We start from the raw sequence: 22,735 nt of genomic DNA on the forward strand, positions 1-22,735 counted from the left end.
ATTCTCAGTTCAACAGGGCCAGGCCCATCAGTCCGAACACGCAGACGTACAGGCCAAGGCGGAAAAGCGGCGGGTGCCAGGCGTAGCGGTACAGGCCGAGCCGGCCGGCCAGGCCGTCGAGCAGCCAGAACAGCACGAACAGGCCGGCGGCCAGCACCAGCAGGCCGGGCACGTAGACGCCACCGAGGGAGATTTCAGCGGGCAGCATGGTCAAGGGCTCCGGGCGGGGAGGGCAGGTCTGAGTCGGTCATGGCCAGCACCGAGTCGGCATCGCGCAGGGCGCTTCGCAGCAGGTGCAGGTGCTGGCGCACCGGTTGCAGCGTGCTCGGCACCGCACCGTCGCCGCCGGTCAGCGCCAGCGCCGCGTCCAGGTGCGAAAGCGCGCGGGCATGCTCGGCCGGGGAGGGCGCCTCGTAGAGTCGCGCAATGGCCGCAGCGGCCGCATCGATGTGCGCCTCCAGCGTCGGTGGCAGCGCCGCATCCACGCTGTCGTGGCGCAGTTCGATCAGGGTGCGCCCGGTCTCGTGCACCGACAGCGCCCAGGCCAGCAGCAGGCGCGATTCGTCGCTGTTGGGTTCGGTGTGATTGATGACCTGCAGGAACAGGTCGCGGCTGACACTCTCGAAGCGCGGCGCCAGCCCCTCCAGCGGCGCCTTGGCGGCCAGGGTCACCTGGCGGCGCAGCTCGCGCTGCAGGCGTTGGCGTTGCCAGCGCGTGCCGATCACCGATGGGATCAGCTGGAAGGCCAGCAGCGCCAGGATGGCGCCGATCACGAAGGCCACGGCGTTGTTGAGGAAGCTGGCGATATCGAAGCTCGGCGACAGCCCGAGGCTCATCGGCACCAGCGTGCCCAGGCACATGCCCAGGCTGAGCCCGAACAGCGGCGGCCGGGTGGACAGGTACACCGGCACCATCAGGAAGGGCAGGGTGCCGGCCACCAGCATCAGGTAGCCGTTCAACTGCGGCATTACCAGGGCCACGCAGACGAAGGCCTGCAGGGCGCCGAGCGCAAAGCCCTTGGTGATCTGGGCCGCCGTCACCGCGGGGTTGGGGATGGCCGCGAGGATGGCGGTGAAGGCGATCACGTTGGCCATGGCGCCGGCACCGCTGACCCAGCCGCTCTGCAGCCAGGCCAGGCCCAGCCCCAGGGAGACCAGGAAGCTGCGCAACACGGTCACCGCCACGGCGGCGCGGTCGGTGGCGTAGCGGAAACTCACTCGCTCGTCCGCGCGCGCCAGCTTGCCGCCGATGCCCGGCTGCTGCATGGCGGCCGCGGTATGGCAGAGGTCGCGCAGTTCCTCGATGAAGCGCTGCAGCAGCGAGGCGCCACTGTCGAAATCCTCCCAACGCTCGCTCGGCAGGCTGGCGCGCAAGGCCGCGCCACGCGCCGGCAGTTGCTCCAGCACGCGATCCAGGTGCCGGGTCATGCCCTCGAACTGCCCAGCCGCGCGCTGGGCCAGGGCCTGTCCCAAAGGCGCATACAGCTGGATCAGCGCCTGGGCCACGGCGTCGTCCTGGCGCTCGCGCAGCAGGCGATTGATCAGGTGATGCAGCGACTGGAAGCGCGTGGAGCTGGCCATGAAGCGCTGGTTGAGCAGGCGCATGCGCCGGCTGCGCACGCGCGCTTCCGGGTCCTCGAACACCACCGAGGCACGCAGGTCCTCCAGCGCCATGCTCTGGCGCACAAAGCGCAGGTGCGCCTGCTCCATGGCCTTGCGTGGCAATGCGCCGCGGGTGCCGTCGCGGACGAAGTCCAGGAAGCCATCGAGCAGCGCCGTGGCCGCCGTGCGCAGGCTGGCGCGCAGGCGCACCGGGAACACCACGTCGAATACCGCCGTGCTGACCAGCAGGCCCAGCATCACCTCGGTCACGCGCGCCACGGCCAGGTCGAACAGCAGCGTCGGTGTGTTGATCGCCGGCAGCGCGATGATCGCCACCGTGTACCCGGACAGGACGAAGCCGTAGGAGCGGAAGTTGCGGAACATCAGCGCGCCGCCGGCGCACAGCCCCACCCACAGCGAGAGCACCAGCAGGAAGGGCAGCGGCTGCTGCGGGAACAGCGCCACCATGGTCACCGCGGCGATGCTGCCCACGCCGGTACCGAGCGCGCGGTAGAAGGCCTTGGCCAGCACCATGCCGCTTTGGCGGTGCATCACCACGAACACGGTAATCATCGCCGTGGATGGCGAGGCCAGCCCCAGCCGCATGGCGATCATGCCGGCCAGGTAGACCGACAGCAGCACCTTGAACACGAACAGCCAGGCGCTGCCTTCCCCGCGCAGGCTCTCGCGCACCAGCGCCCAGGCGGCTTGCGCGCGGCTGGGCGCTGGCGAAGTGGCGGCCGGGACGGACATCAGGCGGACTGTTCCACGCCGGCCAGCAGGCGCTTGAGCAGGGACAGCAGCTGCGCCTGCTCGCCCGCATCCAGCGCGCTGGCATAGCCGGCCAGCTGTGCGCTGATCTCCGGCATAAAGCTGGCGATCAGCGCCTGGCCCTTGGGGGTGAGCCGCAGCCGCCACATCCGCCGGTCCTGCGCGCTGGGCGCGCGCTCGATCAGCTGCTTGTCCACCAGTTGCGTGGTCAGCCGGGTGATGTTGGCCGACTTCTCGGCGATGGCATCGCCCAGCTGCGAGGGGCTGAGCACGCCATCGCTGCTGGCGCTGAGCATCATCAGCGCGTTGTACTCGGGATAGGTCAGCCCATAGCGGCGCAGCAGCTCGTTGCCCTGGTCTTGGGTCAGCTTGTGGAGCAGCTTGACCATGCGCACGATCGCGCTGGCCTGCGGCGGAAACTGCGGGTGCTGCCTGGCCATGGCCGCGAGCAGCGCTTCAGTGGCTTGGAATCGACTCACGGTTATGCGCCTTTATTTCAGATGCGTATATTACATTAATGAAATAAATGGCATCGAAACAGCGCTTCACGACCTTGAATGGCGCTAGCTCATAGGGCGGCGAACAGGTCCAGGTCGTCTTCCAGCAGGAGCTGCTGGAGCTGGGAGCTAGAGGCGCGACGCATGGGCTTTTCGTCCACCGCCGCCAGCGGGGCCTGCCGCAGCAGGTCAAACGGCAGGACAGTCAGTTCGAACGCCACTTCCTCGGCCACGAACGACCAGCCTGGGTACTCCTGGGTCAGGTGGCGATCGCGCCGCAGCCGCCGGGTGCGCGGCACCGCCGGGATCCCGTGCTGCTCCAGGAATCGGGTGAGCTCATCGGCATCGTCGCAGTGCAGGTGCAATTGCACCGGGCTGCTGTGATCGGCCGTACCCTCCAGGACCGGCCCCACCAGGCGCGGCTCGAACACCGCGAAAAACTTCATGGCCTGCAGCGCGCCTTCGCGACGTGCCCGCAGCGCGGCGGGTTGCTGGTCGCGGTCGAACAGCCGCTGGTACTCGCGCAGCGCGTCCTCGATCTCACGGTTGCGCGGCAGCGAGGCATCGTCGTGGATCCCCAACCGCGCGGCCGCCTTGAGCTTGGCCTGGTGGTAGTCGCGGAACCCGCCTTCGGCGATAAGCCGGGCGGCCTCATGCGCCAGGCGTCGTCGGCGCTCGCGGGTCCTGGTCTCGGCGTGCTGACGGGCGTGGTGCATGGCAGACCTCCGCGAGAGTCGCCCAGGACTTTATACGAGGGGTGAGTGAAGAGGAGTGAGGAGTGAGCGAAGGCGAGGAGTGAGTGGAGAGGAGTGAGGAGTGAGCAAAAGCGCTAGAGCGCAGTCGGATTGCGGCGGGCCTCTGGGTTTCGCTCTTGCCCTTACTCACTTCTCACTTCTCACTTCTCACTCCTCACTCCTGCCTTAAAAGATATCGAACGCCGCCTCGTTGCCGGCCGAATCCTCAGGTCCGTACAGGTCCTCGCTCTGCAGCTTGTCCAGGTCCTCGACCTTGACCCACTCGGTGGCGCCGTTGAGCGTGGCCTGCACCATGCCTTCAGGCGGATCGTTGGCCGCGATCGGCTGGTCCTTCAGTGCCACGCGCATGTAGTCGATCCAGATCGGCAGGGCGGCCTTGCCGCCGTACTCGCGATAGCCGAGGGAGCGGAAGTCATCGCGGCCGACCCAGACGGTGGTGACGGTGTTGCCGCCGAAGCCGGAGAACCAGGCATCGCGATGGTCGTTGGTCGAGCCGGTCTTGCCGCCCACATCCTCCCGGCCCAGCACCTTGGCCGCCGTGCCGGTGCCGCGCTGGACCACGTCGCGCATCATCGACACCAGCTGATAGGCGGTGCGCGGGTCGATCGCGCGCGGTGCGTTGAGCACATCGGCCGGCGGCGCCTCGGCGGCCTTGGCCTGTTCCTCGGGCTTGGGCTGCGCGGCTGCCTGCGCGGCCTGCGCCGGGCCGAAGTTGAAGCCATCGACCACGTTGTTCACGGGGCCGCCCTGTCCGGAGGTGCCGATGCAGCTGCGGCAGGCCGTGGCCGGCTTTTCCTTGTAGATCACATTGCCCTGGCGGTCCTTGACCTCGTCGATGAACCAGGGCGTCACCAGCGAGCCGCCGTTGACGAAGGTTGCATAGCCGCGCGCCACGGACAGCGGCGTCAGCGAGGCGGTGCCCAGAGACATGGACAGGTTGGGCGGCAGCTCGGATTCATTGAAGCCGAACTGGCTGATGTACTTGCGCGCGTAGTCCACGCCAATGCTGTCCAACAGGCGCACCGAGACCAGGTTCTTGGACTTCACCAAGGCTTCGCGCAGACGCATCGGGCCGGCGAAGCCGCCGCCGTCGTTCTGCGGGCGCCACATGTGGCCGCGGCGGTCGCGGAACACCACCGGCGCATCCAGCACGATCGAGGCCGGGTTGAAGCCGCGGTCGAACGCGGCCGAGTACAGGAAGGGCTTGAAGCTCGAGCCCGGCTGGCGACGCGCCTGGGTGGCGCGGTTGAACTTATTGGCCGCGAAGCTGTAGCCGCCGATGATCGCCTTGATCGCACCGGTACTGGCGTCCAGCGAGACCAGCGCCGACTGCGCGCGCGGCAGCTGGTCGACCTCGTAGGCGTCCTTGTCGTTGACGCTCAGCCGGACCAGATCGCCGGGCTGGAAAAGCTTGGCCGGCGGCCGCCCGACCCATTTGCTGGCCGAGGCCGGCAGCACGATGCTGCGTCCATCGGCAGCGATGACCGTGGCCCCGCCATCGGATTCGGCCTTGAGCATGACCGTCGGGATCAGGCCGCCCTGGGCGACCTTGCCGCGCAGGAACTTGGCGATGGCCTGCGGATCGGTCTCGGTGCCGATCTCGAAATGGTCCTCGGCCCCGCGCCATCCGTGGCGGCGGTCGTACAGGCTCAGGCCATCGCGCACGGCCTTGTCGGCCGCGGCCTGCATCTGCCCATCGACGGTGGTGGTGACGTGGTAGCCCTTGGTCAGCACGTCGCCACCGAAGCGGGCGATCATTTCCTGGCGCACCATTTCCGCCACGTAGGGCGCATAGACCTCCACCGGGCGCTCGTGCGGCGTGGCATGCATCTGCTCGGACTTGGCGGCCGCCCCGGCCTGCGCCGACAGGTAGCCTTCCTCCACCATGCGGTCGATGACATAGCCGCTGCGCTGCTTGTTGCGCTCGGGATTGCTGATGGGATTGCCGCTGGAGGGAAACTTGACCGTGCTGACCAGGGTCGCCGTCTCCAGCAGGCTCAGCTCCTTGAGCGGCTTGCCGTAGTAGTACTCGGCGGCGGCCGCGATCCCGTAGGAGCGATTGCCGAAGAAGCTCTTGTTGAGATACAGCTCCAGGATCTCGTCCTTGGACAGCATCTTCTCGATGCGCAGCGCCAGCATCATCTCGGCCAGCTTGCGGGTATAGCTGTATTCCGAACTCAGGAAGAATTGGCGCGCCACCTGCTGGGTGATGGTGCTGCCGCCGGCCACGCGGCCTTCCTTGGTCAGGGTCTGCCAGACCGCACGGCTGATGCCGGTGGGGTCGATGCCGTTGTGCTTGTAGAAGCTGGCGTCCTCGGCCGAGACGAAGGCCTCCTTCACCTGTTGCGGCACCGCGGCAATATTGACCGGATAGCGCCGGGTCTCACCGAACAGGCCGATCAGGCGGCCGTCGCTGGAGTACACGTAGAGCGGCTCCTGCATCTCGATGTTGCGCAGGGAGCTGATGTCGGGCAGCTTGGCCGAAACCGAGCGGTACAGGACGCCCAAGCCAACGGCGGCCACGACCGCGAGGGCCAGGCCAAGGACGATCGCCCAGCGCAGAAGACGGCGGAAAAGTGGCATCCAGTTCAAATTCCGATTGCACAAATTCTGGCGCAGGAGTATAGATGCAACCGCCTTGAGGGGTGTTTTCTGTCGCCGAAACAGTGGCTTGGGGGAAATCTTTCGCGGAAAGTGACGACTCGATCACGCCGCGTGAGACGGGTCACGTATGTAAAATGAACGTTAAATTTTTGGGCGGCTCCACATCGGGGACGTTGGGGTGTTCCGCCCATCGGAAGGGGAGATGCCGTGGGGTTCTTACCTAAAGCTCAGGCGACGCTGATCGGCGTCGACATCAGCTCGACAGCCGTCAAGCTGCTTCAGCTCTCGCGTGCGGGCAACCGCTTCCGCGTGGAGCACTACGCGGTCGAGCCGCTGCCGCCCAACGCCGTGGTCGAGAAGAACATCGTCGAGGTCGAGGCGGTGGGCGAGGCTATCCGCCGGGCCGTGACCCGCGCCGGCACCAAGGTGAAGAACGCCGCCGCCGCCGTGGCGGGGTCGGCGGTGATCACCAAGACGATCCCGATGCCGGCCGAGCTGGACGAGTCCGACCTGGAAGCCCAGATCGAGCTGGAAGCGGTCAACTACATCCCCTATCCGATCGAGGAAGTGAACCTGGACTTCGAGGTGCTCGGCCCCATGCCGAACAACCCGGAGATGGTCCAGGTGCTGCTGGCCGCCTCGCGTTCGGAGAACGTCGAGGTCCGCCAGTCCGCCCTTGAGCTTGGCGGCCTGACCGCCAAGGTCATGGACGTGGAAGCCTTCGCCGTGGAGAACGCCTTTGCGCTGATCGCGGCCGACCTGCCGGTTCCGCACGATGGCGTGGTGGCGCTGGTGGACATCGGCGCGACGATGACCACGCTCAACGTCCTGCGCTCGGGCCGCAGCCTCTACAGCCGCGAGCAGGTCTTCGGCGGCAAGCAGCTGACCGACGAGGTCATGCGCCGCTATGGCCTGACCTACGAGGAGGCCGGTCTGGCCAAGCGCCAGGGCGGGCTGCCGGAGAGCTACGAGATCGAGGTCCTGGAGCCGTTCAAGGAGGCCACGGTCCAGCAGATCAGCCGCCTGCTGCAGTTCTTCTACGCCGGCAGCGAGTTCAATCGCGTCGACCAGATCGTGCTGGCCGGTGGTTGCGCGGCCCTGGTCGGCCTGCCGGAGATGGTCGAGGAGCAGCTGGGCGTGCCGACCATCGTGGCCAATCCGCTGGCGCAGATGACCCTGGGCCCGAAGGTGCAGGCGCAGGCGCTGGCCCAGGATGCGCCGGCGCTGATGATCGCCACCGGGCTGGCCCTGAGGAGCTTCGACTGATGGCAAAGATCAATCTTCTGCCCTGGCGCGCGGAACGCCGCGCCCAGCGCCAGAAAGAGTTCTACGGGATGCTCGGCGTGGCCGCCGCCATCGCTGTGGGCCTGTCGGTGCTGATTTACATGTATTACGGCGCCCAGATCGACGGACAGCAGGAGCGCAACACCTTTTTGCAGGGCCAGATCCAGGAGGTCGAGGCGCAGATCACCCAGATCGATGAGCTGGACAAGCAGCGCGATCGGCTGCTGGCCCGCAAGAAGGTGATCGAGGAGCTGCAGGCCAACCGCTCGCAGATGGTCCATCTGTTCGATTCGCTGGTGCGCACGATTCCCGACGGCGTGATCCTGACCAGCATCAAGCAGGACGGCAACATCCTGACCCTGCAGGGACGCTCCCAGTCCAATGCCCGCGTCAGCACCTACATGCGCAACCTGGAAGGCTCGGGCTGGATGAGCAAACCGGACCTGTCCATCATCGAGGCCAAGCAGGCCGATGATGCCGCCGGCGCCCCCAAGCCGGTCGTGCCGACCTCGCGCGCCTTGCCGTACGCGTTCACCCTGACCGTGCAGCTGGCCGAGCCAGGTGCGTCTTCGCCCGAGGCAACGCCTGTAGATGGCGCCGCGCCGGCCGCTAATCCTCCTGCGGCGGCCCCCGCCGCGCCGTCGCCACCGGCTGCACAGCCCGCGCCCCAGGGGACCCCGGCGTCATGAGCAAGAAAGTCAAACTCAACGAGCTGGACTTCAACAACATCGGCGGCTGGCCGCAGAACGCCAAAATCGGCTTCTGCGTGCTGGTGGGCGTGCTGATCCTGCTGCTGGCCTGGTTCCTGATGATCAGCGGCCGCAAGGAGGAACTGGAGGGCCTGGAAAGTCAGGAATCCCAGCTGCGCGCGGATTTCGAGACCAAGGCCGGCCGCGCCGCCAACCTGGAGCCGCTGCGCCAGCAGTTGAAGCAGATGGAGCAGGTGCTCCAGCAGATGCTGCGCCAGCTGCCCAGCAAAACCGAAATGCCGGACCTGATCGTGGACATCTCGCAGACCGCGCTGTCCAGCGGCCTGTCCAACGAGCTGTTCCAGCCCGGACCAGAGTCGCCCAAGGAGTTCTACGCCGAGAAGCCGATCGCCCTGCGTATGGTGGGCAGTTACCACCAGTTCGGCGCCTTTGTCAGCGGCGTGGCCTCGCTGCCGCGCGTGGTCATCCTGACCATGCACGACATTTCCCTGCAGCCCAAGCCGGGTGCCAACGGCATCAGCAGCGGCGCCCTGGAGCTGTCCGGCACGGTGCGGACCTACCGCTACCTGGACGAAGAAGAAACCGCGGAGCAGGAGAAGAAGGCGGCTGAGGCGGCCAAGGCGGCCACGGCGGGGGGGCAGTGATGGCACGTTTCATGCTTGTTGTTTCTCGGGCCATGGTGGCCGCTGTCGCCATGCTGGCGCTGGCCGGTTGCGGGCGCAGCATCACCAGCACGCCGGGCGATGCACCGAATCTGGAAAAGTGGGTCAACGATGTGCGGGCGCGTCCGGCACCGCCGCTGGAGCCGTTGCCGGTGATGCAGCAGTTCGAGACGTTCGAGTACTCGGCGCAGGGCTTGCGCGATCCCTTCAGCGACGCCTGGGCGGTGAGCGATGCCGGCGGCCTGCGGCCCGACCCGAACCGGCGCAAGGAAACGCTGGAGCAGTATCCGCTGGACAGCCTGGACATGGTGGGCACGATCGGCAGCGGCGCAGGCTTGGTCGCGCTGGTCATGGCGCCGGACAAGGTGACCTACCGGGTGAGGGTGGGGGCGTATGTGGGGCAGAGCGACGGTCGCATCACTGGCATCAGCCAGGACCGCATCGAGCTGGTGGAGCTGGTTCCGGACGGTGCGGGTGGCTGGTTGGAACGGCCCGCGGCGATCGCGCTGAATGAACAATGATTAGGGGATACACGATGAGTGTTTTCAAAGTGCGCGCTTCGCACCCTGCCATGCGGCAGAACTACGTCCGCGCCTGCCTGCTGGGACTGGCGATCGCCGTGTCCATGGGCAGCGCGATGGCTTCGCCCGCGGCCGGGGACAAGGCTGCGGTTGTCTCGACCGTCCAGGTGTCCAAGGTCGATTTCAAGCGCGGCACCGATGGCGCGGGCCGCCTTGTGCTGCAGTTCGATGGCCAGGGCGCCGTGCCTGACCTGAAGAACAACGGCAATCAGGTGATCGTGGACGTGGGCAATGCCTCGTTGCCGGCCAACCTGCAGCGCCCGCTCAACGTGGTGGATTTCGCCACCCCGGTCCAGCGCGTGGATGCGCACGCGCTGGGGCGCGGCACGCAGTTCGTGCTGGAGACCAAGGGCGAGTTCGAATCGCTGGCATACCAGACCGGCAACGAGTACGTCGTCGAAATCGCGCCACGCAGCGCCAAGGCGGCGACCGGCGCGGCACAGGCCAGACCGGCCTCCTCTACGGCAGCCGCCGGTGCCAAGACCTATGGCGGTCGCCCGGTGACCTTCAACTTCCAGGACGTGCCGGTGCGCACCGTCCTGCAGCTGATCGCCGAGGAATCCAACCTCAACATCGTCGCCTCGGACACCGTGCAGGGCAATGTGACCCTGCGCCTGGTCAACGTGCCCTGGGATCAGGCGCTGGAGATCGTGCTGCGCGCCAAGGGCCTGGACAAGCGCCGCGACGGCGCGGTGATCTGGGTCGCCCCGCAGTCCGAGCTGGCCAAGTACGAGCAGGACAAGGAAGACGCGCGTATAGCCATCGAGAACCGCGAGGACACGATCACCGATTACGTGCAGATCAACTATCACAGCGCTTCGGCCATCTACAAGGCGCTGACGGAGGCCAAGGGGATCGGTGGCGCGGGGGGCGGTGGTGGTGGCGGCGCGGGTGGTACTGCGCAGAACGACAGCGGGTTTCTGTCACCCAGGGGGCGCCTGGTGGCCGATGAGCGCACCAACACGCTGATGATCAGCGATATCCCCAAGAAGGTCGCGCAGATGCGCGAGCTGATCAACGTGATCGACAAGCCAGTCGATCAGGTGTTGATCGAAGGGCGCGTCGTTGTAGCCACTGACACCTTTGCACGCGATCTAGGCGCCCGGTTCGGCCTGCAGGGGCGTCGCCTCGGGAACAACACCGGAGCGATCAGCGGCACCTTGGCCGGTAACCAGTCCATCATCAACGATGCCGAAGTCACCATCCCAGGCGGCCTCAACGTGGATCTGGCTGCGGGCACTTACACCGATGCGACACCCGGCTCGCTGGCCTACACCTTGCTGGGCGCCAATTTCGCGATCGATCTGGAACTGTCCGCGATGCAGGAAGAGGGGCGCGGCGAGGTCCTGTCCAACCCCCGCCTGATCACCTCCAACCAGCGCGAGGCGTTCATCCGCCAGGGCCAGGAGATCGGTTACGTCACCATCACTGGCGGCACAGGCGGTGCCGCCGCCACGCCGAACGTGCAGTTCAAGGAAGCGCTGCTGGAGCTGAAGGTCACCCCGACCATCACCGACGACGGTCGCGTGTTCCTCAACCTCAACGTCAAGAAGGATGAGGTGCAGGAGTACATCACCCTGGCCGGCTATGGCTCGGTGCCGATCCTGGCCAAGCGCGAGATCAATACCGCCGTGCTGGTCGACGACGGCCAGACCGTCGTGATCGGTGGCGTGTACGAGTTCACCGACCGCGAGAGCGTGGCCAAGGTTCCGTTCCTGGGCGACATTCCGTTCCTGGGCAATCTGTTCAAGCAGCGTGGTCGCCAGAAGAACAAGGCCGAACTGCTGATCTTCGTCACCCCCAAGGTGATGGCCGTGCCCAAGCGCTGAGTCGTCGGCTGGGGCTGTCATGCAACAGGCCACCTCCGGGTGGCCTGTTTGCATTTGAAGCAATGGTGAATTGCTGTCTGAACCAATTCAGCCGGGATCGGTCAGAATCGGGGCGAGTTCACCATCGGATCCCCCATGACCGCATCGTTGGAGACGCAGCCGCCCGAAGTGGCGCGGTTGCATGCCGATATCCAGGCCTTGAGGCAGGGCCTGGGTGAGGCCATCGTCGGACAGGAAGCCCTGATCGAGCGTCTGTTGATCGCCCTGTTGGCCGATGGCCATCTGCTGGTGGAGGGGGCTCCTGGCCTTGCCAAGACCACGGCGATCCGGGCCCTGGCCTCGCGTCTGCAGGCCGATTTCGCGCGTGTGCAGTTCACTCCTGACCTGCTCCCCGCCGATTTGACCGGGACCGAGGTCTGGCGCCCGCAGGATGGTCGCTTCGAATTCCAGGCCGGGCCGATCTTCCACCCCATCCTGCTGGCCGATGAAATCAATCGCGCCCCCGCCAAGGTGCAATCGGCGCTGCTGGAAGCCATGGGCGAGCGCCAGGTGACGGTGGGCCGGCACACCTATCCATTGCCGGCGCTGTTCCTGGTGATGGCCACGCAGAACCCGATCGAGCAGGAAGGCACCTTCCCGCTGCCCGAGGCGCAGCTGGACCGGTTCTTGATGCATGTGCGCATCGGTTACCCGCAGGCGGACGCGGAGGCCGAGATCCTGCGGCTGGCGCGCGAGCGCGCACGTAGCGCGCTACAGGTCGAGGCCGCCCCCGCAGCGCGCATGCCGATCGAGGATGTCCTGGCCGCTCGGCAGTCGGTGCTGGACGTGCACGTCTCGCCCAGCCTGGAGCGTTACCTGATCGAGCTGGTGCTGGCTTCGCGCGATGCCGGGCGCTACGACGCCGAGCTGGCCCGGCGCATCGCCTGGGGCGCCAGCCCGCGCGGCTCGATCGCACTGGAACGCTGCGCCCGCGCCCGGGCGTGGCTGGCCGGACGCGACTACGTGACGCCCGAGGACGTGCAGGCCGTGGCCCCGGATGTCCTGCGTCACCGCGTGCTGCCCAGTTACGAGGCAACCGCCGAGGGCTGGGACGGCGATCGGCTGGTCAAGGCGCTCCTGGAGCGGGTGCCGCTGCCGTGAAGCCGGGACCAGGGACCGGGGACCGGGGACCCGGGGAAGCTCCGCGAGCGGAGGGCAACAGAGTCAGCCCTTCTCGGCGTGCGTCCAGCGCGGAAGCCCGTCTACATGCCGCTGGCTTCCCGGGTCCCGGGTCCCCGGTCCCCGGTCCCGGCATCGTCCCCAGCCCCGGCATCGTCCCCGATCTCGCCGACCTGGTGGCCCTGCGCGGCCTCGCGCAGCGTCGCGCCACGGCCAAGGTCGGCCGCGTCGGCATGAGTGGGCCGGCCCCCTCGACCCTGCGCGGGCGCGGCATGGAGTACGCCGAGTCGCGCGAATACGTGACCGGCGATGATGCCCGGCATATCGACTGGCGGCTGACCGCGCGCAGTGGCCGCACGCATACCAAGCTCTTCCAGGCCGAGCGCGAGCGGCTGACCCTGCTGGTGGCCGATACCTCGCCGCACGTGTACTTCGGCACCCGGGCGCGCTTCAAGTCGGTGCAGGCCGCGCGCGCGGCCGCAGTCATGGCCTGGGCGGCGGTGGCCGAGGGAGACCGGGTCGCGGCCTTGCGCGGCAGCGCCGCCGAGGCGCCGGTGCCGCCGGCACAGGGCGCGCGCGGCGCATTGCGGGTGCTGGATGCCTTGCGCCGCTGGTATTCCGGGCCGCCTTCTGACGACACTGGCCTCGGGCTGGCGATGGATCGGGCGTTCCGCATGTTGCGGCCCGGCGGGCGTCTGCTGGTCCTGGCCGATGCGGGCAGTCTCGACCAGGTCAGCCAGGCGCGCTGGGACGCGCTGGCTGCCTATCACCAGGTCGGGCTGGTGCTGTTGACCGATGCACTGGAACAGCAGCCGCCCAGGTCCAGTTTGCCGTTCTGGAACGGGCGCGCGGCGGTGGACGTCGATCTGGACAGCGCCGGTCCACGCCAGCAGTGGCGCGCACGGTTTGCAGCGCCGGTGGCGCAAGCGCTTGAGCACCTGCCGCGGCGTGGCATCGCCACGATGGCCCTGGCGACGGATGCGCCAGTCGAGCAATGCCTGTCGGTGTTGGGGCGGGCCCCGGTGCGCGCGGCATGAGTCCTGCGGCCGACACGCTGGTCCTGCGCGACGTCCACGTCCCGGCCGCGCCTGGCCTGTGGCCGCCTGCGCCGGGCTGGTGGATCGTGATCGGCGTAGTGGTCGCCGTGCTGCTGTGGAGCTGCGCGCTCGGCGTGCGGCGCCAGCGCCGGCAGGCAAGCTGGCGCCGCCTGTTCGATGAAGCCGCGGCGCAGCCCACGCCCGCCGAGCAGGTGGCCGCGGTGTCCTCGCTGCTGCGCCGGGCCGCGCGCCGGCTCGACCCGCAGGCCGATCGCCTGAGCGGACAGGCCTGGCTGCGCTGGCTTGACGGCCGCAAGGGCACACAGTTCACGCAGGGCCCCGGGCGCCTGCTATTGGAAGGGGCGTTCGCCCGTTCGGTGGATCCGCAGGCGGTGGCCCAGCTGCTGCCCGTGGCACGCGCGCGCTTCCTGCAATTGATGGCGGGGCGCAAGTGACCACGCTGATCAGCCAATGGTGGCCGAGTTTTGCCGGGTTCGCCTGGCCATGGGCGTTCGCGCTGTTGCCGCTGCCCTGGCTGGCGGCATGGCTGTTACCGCCGCGACGTGCCGCCACCGCCGCCCTGAAGGTGCCTTTCGCCGATGCATTGCCCGGCCTGGCGCAAGGCGGCCGTGCCGCTGCCTGGCGAATGCCGTGGCTGGCGGTGCTGGCCTGGTGGTTGCTGTGTGTCGCGCTGGCGCGTCCGCAGGAACTGGGCGAGGCGGTGGTGCCCCCGCAGAGTGGGCGCAACCTGATGCTGGCGCTGGACCTGTCCGGCAGCATGCGTGAGGCCGACATGCAGCTGGGCTCGCGCGTGGTCGATCGCCTCACCGCCGCCAAGGCGGTGCTGGCCGACTTCCTGGACCGCCGCGAGGGCGACCGCGTCGGCCTGCTGGTGTTCGGGCAGCGCGCCTATGCGCTGTCGCCGCTGACGCAGGACCGCGAGAGCGTGCGCGAGCAATTGGCCGACACCGTCAGCGGCCTGGCCGGGCAGGAGACCGCCATTGGCGATGCCATCGGCCTTGCGGTGAAGCGGCTGCGCCAGCAGCGCGAAGGACAACGCGTGCTGATCCTGCTGACCGACGGGGTCAACACGGCCGGCCTGCTGACCCCGGCCAAGGCCGCCGAGCTGGCCGCCGCCGAGCACGTGCGGGTGCATACGGTCGCCTTTGGCAGCGAGGGCGGCACGCTGTCCTTGTTCGGCCTCAAGCTCCCCAGCGCCGGCAACGAGGACGCCATCGACGAGAAGACCCTGCGGGCAATCGCGGAGAAGACCGGCGGACGTTTCTTCCGCGCCCGCGATACCGCCGAGCTGGCCGGCATCTACAGCGAGCTGGACCGCATCGAGCCGGTGGAGCAGGCCGGCCAGGCCGTGCGCCCGCGCATCGAGCGCTATGCCGACCCGCTGCTGGCCGCGTTGTGCGTTGCGTTGCTGTCCCTGCTGTGGCCGCGTCGCGTCTTGCAGCGCCTGGCCGCGCGGGCCCTGCATCCGGGCGCGGGCGAACCGCGTCGGTCCAGCGCGGGCGGGGAGGCCGGATGAGCGCGGATCTGCTGCCGCATCTGCTGCGCCCACAGGCCCTGTGGCTGCTGCTGGGCATGCCGGTGCTGGCCTGGCTGTGGTGGCGTCGCCGCCGTCGCGCCGATGTCTGGCGCGGGCTGGTCGATCCGCACCTGCTGCCGCATCTGCTGGTGGGGCGCGGGCGTGGCACAGGCTGGGGGGTGTTGGCCCTGCTGCTGGGATACGGCCTGGCCGTGTTGGCGCTGGCCGGGCCGAGCTGGCGCAAGGTGGCCCAGCCCACATGGCAGACGCGCGCGCCGCTGGTGGTGGCGCTGGACCTGTCCGACCGTGTGCTGGCCAGCGATCTGCCGCCTTCGCGTCTGCTGCAGGCGCGCGCCAAGCTGGCCACGCTGCTGCGCGAGCGCCAGGGCGGGCAGGTGGCGCTGCTGGTGTACGCCGGCGATGCCTTCACCGTGGCGCCGCTGACCCCGGACTCGGCCAATGTCGCCTTGTTCCTGGATGCGCTGTCGCCGGCCATCGTGCCGGTGTCGGGACAGCGCGCGGACCTGGCCATCGAGCGCGGTGCGGAGCTGCTGCAACAGGCCGGCTTCACGCATGGACAGATCCTGTTGATGAGCGATGAGGCCGATGGCGCCGCGCAGATGGCCGCAAGCCGCGCCAGGGAACTCGGGTTCCAGGTTTCCGCGCTCGGGCTGGGGACGGCGGCCGGCGCGACCTTCCGCGACGGCACCGGACGTTTCGAGCGGGCGGCCCTGGATGCAGGCAGCCTGCAGCGCTTGGCGTCCAACGGTGGTGGGCGCTACGCCACGCTCACCCGCGAGACGACGGACCTGCGCGCGCTGGGCGTGCTGGACCCCGGTCAGGCCGATGCGGGCTCGGTGGATCAGGACGGCACCCGCGACTGGGAGGACCAGGGCTATTGGGCGCTGCCTGCGGTGATGCTGCTGGCGCTGCTGGTATTCCGCCGCGGCGCGGGTGCGCTGTCGGTGCTGGTGCTCTGCCTGGTGCTGCCGATCCGGCCCGCGCAGGCCGCCGGCATCGACTGGTGGCAGCGCGCCGACCAGCGCCAGCACGAGCAGCTGAGCGACGGCGCCAAGGCCTACCGTGGCGGCGATTTCGCCGCGGCCGAGCAGGTCTTCAAGGCGCAGTCCGGGGCTCAGGCGCAGTACAACCTCGGCAACGCGCTGGCCAAGCAGGGCCGCTACGACGAGGCCATCGCCGCCTACGACCGTGCCTTGCGTCAGTCGCCGGGGATGGAGGACGCCATCGCCAACCGCGCCGCCGTCGAGGCCGCGCGCAAGCGCCAGCAGTCCGGCCAGCAGGACAAGCGCGGCCAGGGCAACAGCAAGGACGCCTCGCGGCAGGGTCAAGCCGATCCCGGCGACAAGCAGCAGGGACAGTCCGGCCCGCCGCAATATGGCCAGTCACCACCGCAGGGCCAGACGCAGGGCGAGCAGGACAAGCCATCGCAGGATCCGCCGCCGGCCGCGTCCGACGCCGAAGCCCAGAAGGCTGCCGACGAGGCGCAGAAGCAGCGGATGCAACAGGCGATGGCACAGCAGGGCAAGGACGGACAGGACAAGGCGGACCAGCAGCGCCGTGAGCAGGCCATGGCCGCCGAAACGTCTCAGCAGCGCGAACAACGTCAGGCCGTGGAGGCCTGGCTGCGGCGCGTGCCGGACGATCCGGGAGGCCTGCTGCGGGCCAAGTTCGAACGCGAATACCAGCGCCGGCAACAAGGGGGACGTTGAACATGCCTGCAAGCCATCGACGGTTCTGGCGACTGCGCCCGCGGGCACTCATGCTGCTGGCGCTGGTGTGCACCGTCGCCGACGCCCATGCGCTCACGCGCGCCTGGCTGGACCGCCCGCAGGCCACCGTGGGCGAGCCGGTGGTGCTCAACGTGGAGACCGATCAGCGCGGTGCCGAGCCGGATTTCTCGGCGCTGCAGGGCGATTTCGAGCTGGGCCAGACTTCCAGCAGCCAGCAGATGCAGATGTCCAACGGCAGCGTCAGCCGCCGCAACCTGTTTGCGGTGACGCTTTCGCCCACGCGCGCCGGGGCGCTGGTGATCCCCGCATTGCAGGTCGGCGGCGAGCGCACCTCGCCCTTGTCCCTGGCCGTGCGCCAGGCCGCGGCCGCCGTGCCGGGGCAGTCGCCGGCCTTCATCGAAACCGAGGTCGACGACGCCACGCCCTACGTGCAGCAGTCGGTGGGCGTGACGGTGCGGTTGTTCTATCCGCCCATGGCCACCGGCCGGCTGGAGCAGCCTGCCCCTCAGGCCGGTGCGCTGCAGACCGTGGGCGAGGACACCAGCTACACCCGTGAGGTGGGCGGGCGCCAGTATTCGGTGGTGGAGCGTCACTACCTGCTGGTGCCGGACCGTAGCGGCACCCTGACCCTGCCCCCGGCGCGCTTCCGCGGCCAAGACGTGCGCAACTGGATGAACGACCTGTTCGGCGATGGCCCGCGCAGCCTGCAGGCCAGCGGCACGCCGCAGGTGCTGCAGGTGCAGCCGCAGCCGGCCGACGCGCCGCAGCCCTGGCTGCCGCTGCGCAGCCTGCGCATGCGCTACAGCGCTGCCCCCTCCAGCGGTCGCGCCGGCGAGGCCGCCACCTTCACCATTGAGGCCGTGGCCGTCGGCGCCACCGCCGCGCAGCTGCCGGACCTGCCGGTGCCCAGCGTGCCCGGTGCGCAGGTATTTCCCGAGCCGGCCGAAACCACCGAGCGCTTCGTCGATGGCCAGCCGCAGCTGACGGTCACCCGGCGTTTCTCGCTGGTGCCCGAGGGCGCCGGCAAGCTCACCGTGCCGCGCACCGCCCTGGCCTGGTGGAACGTGGGCGAGGGACGCGCGGCCGAGGCGGTGCTGCCGGCGCTGACGCTGCAGGTCGCGGCCGGCTCGGGGGGCTTTGCCAACCGCACGCTGCCTGCACCGGTGGCCGAGCAGCCCGTGACGGCGCCCGAGACGGCCCCATCCAGCGCCACCGACGCGGCGATTCCGTCGATGGCGGGGCTGGCAGCCGGTGGCCTGTGGTTCTGGCTGGCGCTGGCGTTCTGCCTGCTGTGGCTGCTGACCCTGGCGCTGTTGCTGGCGCGGCGTCGAGGCGCGGGCGCGACGGGAGCGATTGCGCCCGCACCGGCGGGGCGGCAGGGGGCGTACCGACCCACGCGAACCCAGGCCGATCTGCGACGCGCGCTGGACACCGGCACCCTGGACGAGGTCGCAGAGACCTTGCGCGGCATGGCGCCGACGCCGCTGCGCGATCTCGATGCGGTGGGCGCTGCCCTGGTCGTGCCGGAGCAACAGCAGGCGCTGGACGCGCTGCGGCGCGCGCGCTGGGCCGATGGCGATGGCACCCAGGCGCGCCAGCGCCTGCGCCAGGCCTTCTCCGGTGGCCCGCAGTGGCGACAGCCGGCGACCGTCGAGGCCCCGGCGCTGGAGCCGCTGTACCCACACCGCTGAGGGCGGCCTACCCGCAGCAGGGGTGGGGGGCGCTTCGCCCGCTGGGGTGTAACGGTTAAGCTCGGCGACTGACTGTATTGGAAGCGCCGCATGAGCCAGCCCGAAACCTCGTCCCCGTCCAAGAAAATGCCGCTGCACTGGAAAATGGCCATCGGCTTTGCCGCCGGCCTGATCCTGGGACTCATCGTCCACGGCACGGTCGGGGCCGAGGCGCCTGGGGTGGTGTGGGTCACCAACAACCTCACACAGCCGGCCGGCTCGCTGTTCCTGCGCCTGATCTTCATGCTGGTGCTGCCGCTGCTGTTCTCGGCGCTGGTGGTGGGCGTGTCGGAGATGGGCGACGTGCGCGCGCTGGGCCGCATCGGCTGGAAGACCCTGGGCTACACCGTGCTGGTGTCCACGATCGCCGTGGTGATCGGCCTGGTCCTGGTCAACGTGCTCAAGCCCGGGGGCGGCATGGACCAGGGCGTGGCCCAGCAGATGCTGGCGGCCAGTGCCGACCGCGCGCAGGCCATCGTCAGCCGCAACGCGCAGGCCGAATCGCCCAGCGGGCTTGGCCTGCTGCTGTCGATGGTGCCGGACAACGTGGTGGGCGCGGCGGCCGAGAACGAGATCCTCGGCGTGATGTTCTTCGCGCTGATGGTCGGGGTGGGCGTGGTGCTGACCCAGAGCGAGAAGACCGACGTGTTCAAGCGCGCGGTCGAGGGCCTGTTCGAGATTTCCATGACCCTGATCGGGCTGGTGATCCGCCTGGCGCCGTATGCGGTGTTCTGCTTCATGTTCAACCTGGCCGCGCTGTTCGGCTGGGACCTGCTGGCCAAGCTGGGTGCCTATGTGGGCGTGGTCGTGCTGGCGCTGGGCATCCACATGTTCGTGGTGTATTCGGCGGCGGTGAAGTTCGCCGGCTACTCGCCGCTGGCCTGGTTCAAGGGCGTGCAGGAGGTGATGGTGATGTCCTTCTCCACCTCTTCCAGCAATGCCACGCTGCCGACCTCGCTGCGCGTGGCCGAGGAAAAGCTCAAGCTGCCCAACAAGGTCTCGCGCTTCGTGCTGACCATCGGCGCCACCGCCAACCAGAACGGCACGGCGTTGTTCGAAGGCGTGACGGTGCTGTTCCTGGCGCAGTTCTTCGGCGTGGAGCTGGACCTGTTGCAGCAGCTGACGGTGATGTTCGTGTGCATCCTCGGCGGCGTCGGCACCGCCGGCGTGCCCGGGGGCTCGCTGCCGGTGGTGGCGCTGATCTGCGGCATGGTCGGCGTGCCGCCGGAAGGCATCGGCATCATCCTGGGCGTGGACCGCTTCCTGGACATGTGCCGCACCACGCTCAACACCACCGGCGACCTGGTGCTGGCCACGCTGGTGTCCAAGGGCGAGCACGATGCGCCCGATCCGGATGCGCTAGGTACCTGATTGGGTTGAAGTTTCCCGCAGGCGTGAACGCCGCGGGGCGACAGCGGCAGGGCAGGGTGGGACAATAGGCGTCCCGGTGCACGCCGGGCACCTTTCCGCTACCTGCCGATCCCATGTCTACGCCTACCCGCCGTCAGCTCGCCAACGCCATCCGCTTCCTCGCCGCCGATGCGGTGCAGGCCGCCAACTCCGGTCACCCAGGCATGCCGATGGGCATGGCCGATATCGCCGAAGTGCTGTGGAACGATTTCCTCAGCCACAACCCGAACAACCCGGGTTGGTTCAACCGCGACCGTTTCGTGTTGTCCAACGGCCATGGCTCGATGCTGCAGTACGCGCTGCTGCACCTGTCCGGCTACGACCTGCCGATCGAGGAGCTGAAGCAGTTCCGTCAGCTGCACTCCAAGACCGCCGGCCACCCGGAGAGCCATCTCACCCCGGGCGTTGAAACCACCACCGGTCCGCTGGGCCAGGGTTTTGCCAACTCGGTGGGTTTCGCGCTGGCCGAGAAGCTGCTGGCGCAGCGCTACAACCGTCCTGAGTTCGAGGTCGTGGACCACCGCACCTGGGTCTTCATGGGCGATGGCTGCATGATGGAAGGCATCTCCCACGAGGCCGCCTCCCTGGCCGGCACGCTGGGCCTGGGCAAGCTGGTCGCGTTCTGGGACGACAACCGGATTTCCATCGACGGCACCACCACCGGCTGGTTCACCGACGACACCCCGGCGCGCTTCGAGGCCTACGGCTGGCAGGTGATCCGCAACGTCAACGGCCACGACGCGGTGGAGATCAAGACCGCCATCGAGACCGCGCTGAAGTCCAGCGACAAGCCGACGCTGATCTGCTGCAGGACCGTCATCGGCTTCGGTTCGCCGAACAAGGCCGGCAAGGAATCCAGCCACGGCGCCGCGCTGGGCAAGGAAGAGCTGGAAGCCACGCGCAAGGAGCTGGAGTGGAACTACGGTCCGTTCGAGATTCCGCAGGAGATCTACGAGGGCTGGCGCGCCAACGGCGCCGGCACCTTGCGCCAGGCCGAGTGGGAACAGCTGTTCGACAAGTACGCCAAGCAGTATCCGAAGGAAGCGGCCGAGCTGAGCCGCCGCTCGCATGCCGAATTGCCCGAAGGCTTCGAGGCCGCTGCCGATGCCTACGTCGCCAAGCTGCAGGCCGAGGGCCTGGAGATCGCCTCGCGCAAGGCCTCGCAGAACACCATCGAGGTGTTCGCCCCGCTGCTGCCGGAAATCATCGGCGGCTCGGCCGACCTGGCCCATTCCAACCTCACCACCTGGAAGAGCAGCAAGACCGCCGTCGGCCACGACCCGGACGCCAACTACGTCTACTACGGCGTGCGCGAGTTCGGCATGACCGCCATCAGCAACGGTCTGGCGCGCCATGGCGGCTTCATTCCGTTCGATGCCACCTTCCTGGTGTTCAGCGACTACGCCCGCAACGCGGTGCGCATGAGCGCGCTGATGGGCGCGCACGCCATCCACGTGTATACCCACGACTCCATTGGCCTGGGCGAGGACGGCCCGACCCACCAGCCGGTCGAGCACCTGGCCTCGCTGCGCTACATCCCGCACAACGACGTGTGGCGCCCCTGCGATGCGGTGGAATCTGCGGCCTCGTGGAAGGCGGCGATCACGCGCCAGGATGGCCCGAGCTGCCTGATCTTCAGCCGCCAGAACCTCAAGCACCAGGCCCGCACCGCCGAGCAGGTGGCCAACATCTACCGTGGCGGCTACGTGCTGATCGAGGCCGAGGGCGGCGCGCCGCAGCTGATCCTGATCGCCACCGGCTCGGAAGTCGGCCTGGCCTCGGAAGCGCGCCTGAAACTGCAGGCCGCGGGCATTCCGACGCGTCTGGTGTCCATGCCCTGCACCGACGTGTTCGACCGCCAGGACGAGGCCTACCGTGAGTCAGTGCTGCCCAAGGCGCTGCGCGCGCGCGTGGCGGTGGAAGCGGCGACCAGCGACTTCTGGCTCAAGTATGTCGGCCTGGACGGTGCGGTGGTCGGCATGACCCGCTTCGGCGAATCGGCCCCGGCCGAGAAGCTGTTCCCGTACTTTGGTTTCACCGTCGAGCACGTGGTCGAGGTGGCGCAGGGCGTGGTCAAGGGCTGATGGCCCTGCCAGCTTGAGGCGATAACAAGGCCGGGCATTGCCCGGCCTTTTCACTCGTCTTGTCTGCTTCGGCTTTCGTCGGTCGCGAGGTTATTTGCAGGCTTACCCTCAGTCAGGCACCGACCGCCGAGCGCTTCCTAGGCATAGTGAATGTCGGTTCGGGAGACCACCGAGCGCAACGATGTTCATAGCTCCTGCCAGGACAACGCGATCTCATCAGGTCCTTGCTCGATGGTGAAGCCGAGCGGAAAAGCAGGGGAGGCAAACTCGGAAGCTTCGAGATAAGTCGTTGTGCCGTCCACGCTCCGCACGAGCTTTCCCGATGCCAGTGCAGCTCGGACGGCGGATGCACGATCAGCAGATCGATAACGTGCGACAGCCGCGATCAGCTGCTCGGTCGTCAAGGGTACGGAGGCGCTGGTGCGGACGACACGAACCTCGGCTCCAAGGTCCTCGCATCCGCCCAAAGAGAGCCTGACCTTGTAGGTTGGTGTCTTCCATTCGACCGCGGATTCCCCCGGTAACGCCCGATAGCCGGGATTGCGGCGTGCGATGCGTTCCAGCTCGGAGGCGACGCCTTTCTGGTCGAAAGTACATGCCTGCACCGAAGCTGGACCCGCAGCGAAGGCAATGAGGACAGCAACCGGAAATGCGCCGAGCTTCATGAGGCAGCCAGATCCTGATGGCTAGAGATGAGTACAGCAGCCTAGCAATGTGCAGCGACTTGGGTCAGA

The 22,735-nt window shown here is 68.4% G+C and carries 19 protein-coding genes; 13 read left to right on the forward strand and 6 right to left on the reverse strand.

Annotated elements, in window-relative coordinates; genetic code table 11:
* Nucleotides 1-4 precede the first annotated feature (4 nt).
* The 5 genes from EPA99_RS12340 to EPA99_RS12360 form a co-directional block, all read right to left on the reverse strand.
* A complete protein-coding gene (locus tag EPA99_RS12340; protein WP_129471537.1) occupies nucleotides 5-208 on the reverse strand; it encodes a DUF1656 domain-containing protein in 204 nt (67 codons plus the stop codon).
* Nucleotides 195-2,354, reverse strand: a complete 2,160-nt coding sequence (locus tag EPA99_RS12345; protein WP_129471538.1) for an FUSC family protein — start codon at nucleotides 2,352-2,354, stop codon at nucleotides 195-197. Before EPA99_RS12345 ends, EPA99_RS12340 begins: the two co-directional genes overlap by 14 nt.
* Nucleotides 2,354-2,851 carry a MarR family winged helix-turn-helix transcriptional regulator gene (locus EPA99_RS12350; protein ID WP_129471539.1) on the reverse strand — a complete coding sequence of 166 codons (498 nt, stop codon included), beginning with the start codon at nucleotides 2,849-2,851 and terminating at the stop codon, nucleotides 2,354-2,356. The genes EPA99_RS12345 and EPA99_RS12350 overlap by 1 nt, the downstream gene beginning before the upstream one ends.
* Before the next feature lie 89 nt (nucleotides 2,852-2,940).
* Nucleotides 2,941-3,585: a hypothetical protein gene (locus tag EPA99_RS12355; protein ID WP_129471540.1), complete on the reverse strand. Its 645-nt coding sequence runs from the start codon at nucleotides 3,583-3,585 to the stop codon at nucleotides 2,941-2,943.
* A gap of 204 nt (nucleotides 3,586-3,789) precedes the next feature.
* Nucleotides 3,790-6,207 (reverse strand): penicillin-binding protein 1A, encoded by a 2,418-nt coding sequence (locus EPA99_RS12360; RefSeq protein ID WP_129471541.1) that lies wholly within the window; start codon nucleotides 6,205-6,207, stop codon nucleotides 3,790-3,792.
* A 228-nt stretch (nucleotides 6,208-6,435) separates the two neighbouring features.
* Here EPA99_RS12360 and EPA99_RS12365 point away from each other — a divergent pair, with 228 nt between their 5' ends.
* The 13 genes from EPA99_RS12365 (at nucleotide 6,436) to tkt (ending at nucleotide 22,001) form a co-directional block, all read left to right on the forward strand.
* Nucleotides 6,436-7,494, forward strand: a complete 1,059-nt coding sequence (locus EPA99_RS12365) for a pilus assembly protein PilM (protein ID WP_129471542.1) — start codon at nucleotides 6,436-6,438, stop codon at nucleotides 7,492-7,494.
* Nucleotides 7,494-8,201: a PilN domain-containing protein gene (locus EPA99_RS12370; protein ID WP_129471543.1), complete on the forward strand. Its 708-nt coding sequence runs from the start codon at nucleotides 7,494-7,496 to the stop codon at nucleotides 8,199-8,201. Before EPA99_RS12365 ends, EPA99_RS12370 begins: the two co-directional genes overlap by 1 nt.
* A complete protein-coding gene (locus tag EPA99_RS12375; protein ID WP_129471544.1) occupies nucleotides 8,198-8,866 on the forward strand; it encodes a type IV pilus inner membrane component PilO in 669 nt (222 codons plus the stop codon). The genes EPA99_RS12370 and EPA99_RS12375 overlap by 4 nt, the downstream gene beginning before the upstream one ends.
* A gap of 32 nt (nucleotides 8,867-8,898) precedes the next feature.
* Nucleotides 8,899-9,405 (forward strand): pilus assembly protein PilP, encoded by a 507-nt coding sequence (locus tag EPA99_RS12380; RefSeq protein WP_425479206.1) that lies wholly within the window; start codon nucleotides 8,899-8,901, stop codon nucleotides 9,403-9,405.
* A 14-nt stretch (nucleotides 9,406-9,419) separates the two neighbouring features.
* Complete coding sequence (locus EPA99_RS12385; RefSeq protein ID WP_241688378.1) at nucleotides 9,420-11,294, forward strand: type IV pilus secretin PilQ; 1,875 nt, start codon at nucleotides 9,420-9,422, stop codon at nucleotides 11,292-11,294.
* 135 nt (nucleotides 11,295-11,429) lie between these two features.
* On the forward strand, nucleotides 11,430-12,434 hold the full coding sequence (locus EPA99_RS12390) for an AAA family ATPase (RefSeq protein WP_129471547.1): 1,005 nt from the start codon (nucleotides 11,430-11,432) through the stop codon (nucleotides 12,432-12,434).
* A gap of 191 nt (nucleotides 12,435-12,625) precedes the next feature.
* Entirely contained in the window at nucleotides 12,626-13,489 is an 864-nt protein-coding gene (locus EPA99_RS12395; protein ID WP_338325389.1) for a DUF58 domain-containing protein, read from the forward strand.
* On the forward strand, nucleotides 13,486-13,944 hold the full coding sequence (locus EPA99_RS12400; RefSeq protein WP_129471548.1) for a DUF4381 domain-containing protein: 459 nt from the start codon (nucleotides 13,486-13,488) through the stop codon (nucleotides 13,942-13,944). The genes EPA99_RS12395 and EPA99_RS12400 overlap by 4 nt, the downstream gene beginning before the upstream one ends.
* Nucleotides 13,941-15,026 (forward strand): vWA domain-containing protein, encoded by a 1,086-nt coding sequence (locus EPA99_RS12405; protein WP_129471549.1) that lies wholly within the window; start codon nucleotides 13,941-13,943, stop codon nucleotides 15,024-15,026. The genes EPA99_RS12400 and EPA99_RS12405 overlap by 4 nt, the downstream gene beginning before the upstream one ends.
* Nucleotides 15,023-16,756, forward strand: a complete 1,734-nt coding sequence (locus tag EPA99_RS12410; protein ID WP_129471550.1) for a tetratricopeptide repeat protein — start codon at nucleotides 15,023-15,025, stop codon at nucleotides 16,754-16,756. The genes EPA99_RS12405 and EPA99_RS12410 overlap by 4 nt, the downstream gene beginning before the upstream one ends.
* 2 nt (nucleotides 16,757-16,758) lie before the next feature.
* Complete coding sequence (locus tag EPA99_RS12415) at nucleotides 16,759-18,468, forward strand: BatD family protein (RefSeq protein WP_129471551.1); 1,710 nt, start codon at nucleotides 16,759-16,761, stop codon at nucleotides 18,466-18,468.
* A gap of 90 nt (nucleotides 18,469-18,558) precedes the next feature.
* Nucleotides 18,559-19,878 (forward strand): dicarboxylate/amino acid:cation symporter, encoded by a 1,320-nt coding sequence (locus tag EPA99_RS12420; protein WP_129471552.1) that lies wholly within the window; start codon nucleotides 18,559-18,561, stop codon nucleotides 19,876-19,878.
* 113 nt (nucleotides 19,879-19,991) lie between these two features.
* Complete coding sequence (tkt, locus tag EPA99_RS12425) at nucleotides 19,992-22,001, forward strand: transketolase (protein WP_129471553.1); 2,010 nt, start codon at nucleotides 19,992-19,994, stop codon at nucleotides 21,999-22,001.
* Between the two features lie 185 nt (nucleotides 22,002-22,186).
* On the opposite strand, the gene EPA99_RS12430 is transcribed toward tkt, so the two are convergent.
* Entirely contained in the window at nucleotides 22,187-22,666 is a 480-nt protein-coding gene (locus EPA99_RS12430) for a hypothetical protein (protein WP_129471554.1), read from the reverse strand.
* Nucleotides 22,667-22,735 lie beyond the last annotated feature (69 nt).

Origin of the sequence: Pseudoxanthomonas composti (genome assembly GCF_004122095.1) — a bacterium.
In the GTDB taxonomy this organism is placed as follows: Bacteria; Pseudomonadota; Gammaproteobacteria; order Xanthomonadales; family Xanthomonadaceae; genus Pseudoxanthomonas_A; species Pseudoxanthomonas_A composti.

Coding starts and splice junctions, on each gene's coding strand:
- EPA99_RS12340 (WP_129471537.1), bottom strand. CDS start 208: ATGCTGCCCGCTGAAATCTCCCTCGGTGGCGTCTACGTGCCCGGCCTG.
- EPA99_RS12345 (WP_129471538.1), bottom strand. CDS start 2,354: ATGTCCGTCCCGGCCGCCACTTCGCCAGCGCCCAGCCGCGCGCAAGCC.
- EPA99_RS12355 (WP_129471540.1), bottom strand. CDS start 3,585: ATGCACCACGCCCGTCAGCACGCCGAGACCAGGACCCGCGAGCGCCGA.
- EPA99_RS12360 (WP_129471541.1), bottom strand. CDS start 6,207: ATGCCACTTTTCCGCCGTCTTCTGCGCTGGGCGATCGTCCTTGGCCTG.
- EPA99_RS12370 (WP_129471543.1), top strand. CDS start 7,494: ATGGCAAAGATCAATCTTCTGCCCTGGCGCGCGGAACGCCGCGCCCAG.
- EPA99_RS12375 (WP_129471544.1), top strand. CDS start 8,198: ATGAGCAAGAAAGTCAAACTCAACGAGCTGGACTTCAACAACATCGGC.
- EPA99_RS12380 (WP_425479206.1), top strand. CDS start 8,899: ATGGTGGCCGCTGTCGCCATGCTGGCGCTGGCCGGTTGCGGGCGCAGC.
- EPA99_RS12385 (WP_241688378.1), top strand. CDS start 9,420: ATGAGTGTTTTCAAAGTGCGCGCTTCGCACCCTGCCATGCGGCAGAAC.
- EPA99_RS12390 (WP_129471547.1), top strand. CDS start 11,430: ATGACCGCATCGTTGGAGACGCAGCCGCCCGAAGTGGCGCGGTTGCAT.
- EPA99_RS12400 (WP_129471548.1), top strand. CDS start 13,486: ATGAGTCCTGCGGCCGACACGCTGGTCCTGCGCGACGTCCACGTCCCG.
- EPA99_RS12410 (WP_129471550.1), top strand. CDS start 15,023: ATGAGCGCGGATCTGCTGCCGCATCTGCTGCGCCCACAGGCCCTGTGG.
- EPA99_RS12415 (WP_129471551.1), top strand. CDS start 16,759: ATGCCTGCAAGCCATCGACGGTTCTGGCGACTGCGCCCGCGGGCACTC.
- EPA99_RS12420 (WP_129471552.1), top strand. CDS start 18,559: ATGAGCCAGCCCGAAACCTCGTCCCCGTCCAAGAAAATGCCGCTGCAC.
- tkt (WP_129471553.1), top strand. CDS start 19,992: ATGTCTACGCCTACCCGCCGTCAGCTCGCCAACGCCATCCGCTTCCTC.
- EPA99_RS12430 (WP_129471554.1), bottom strand. CDS start 22,666: ATGAAGCTCGGCGCATTTCCGGTTGCTGTCCTCATTGCCTTCGCTGCG.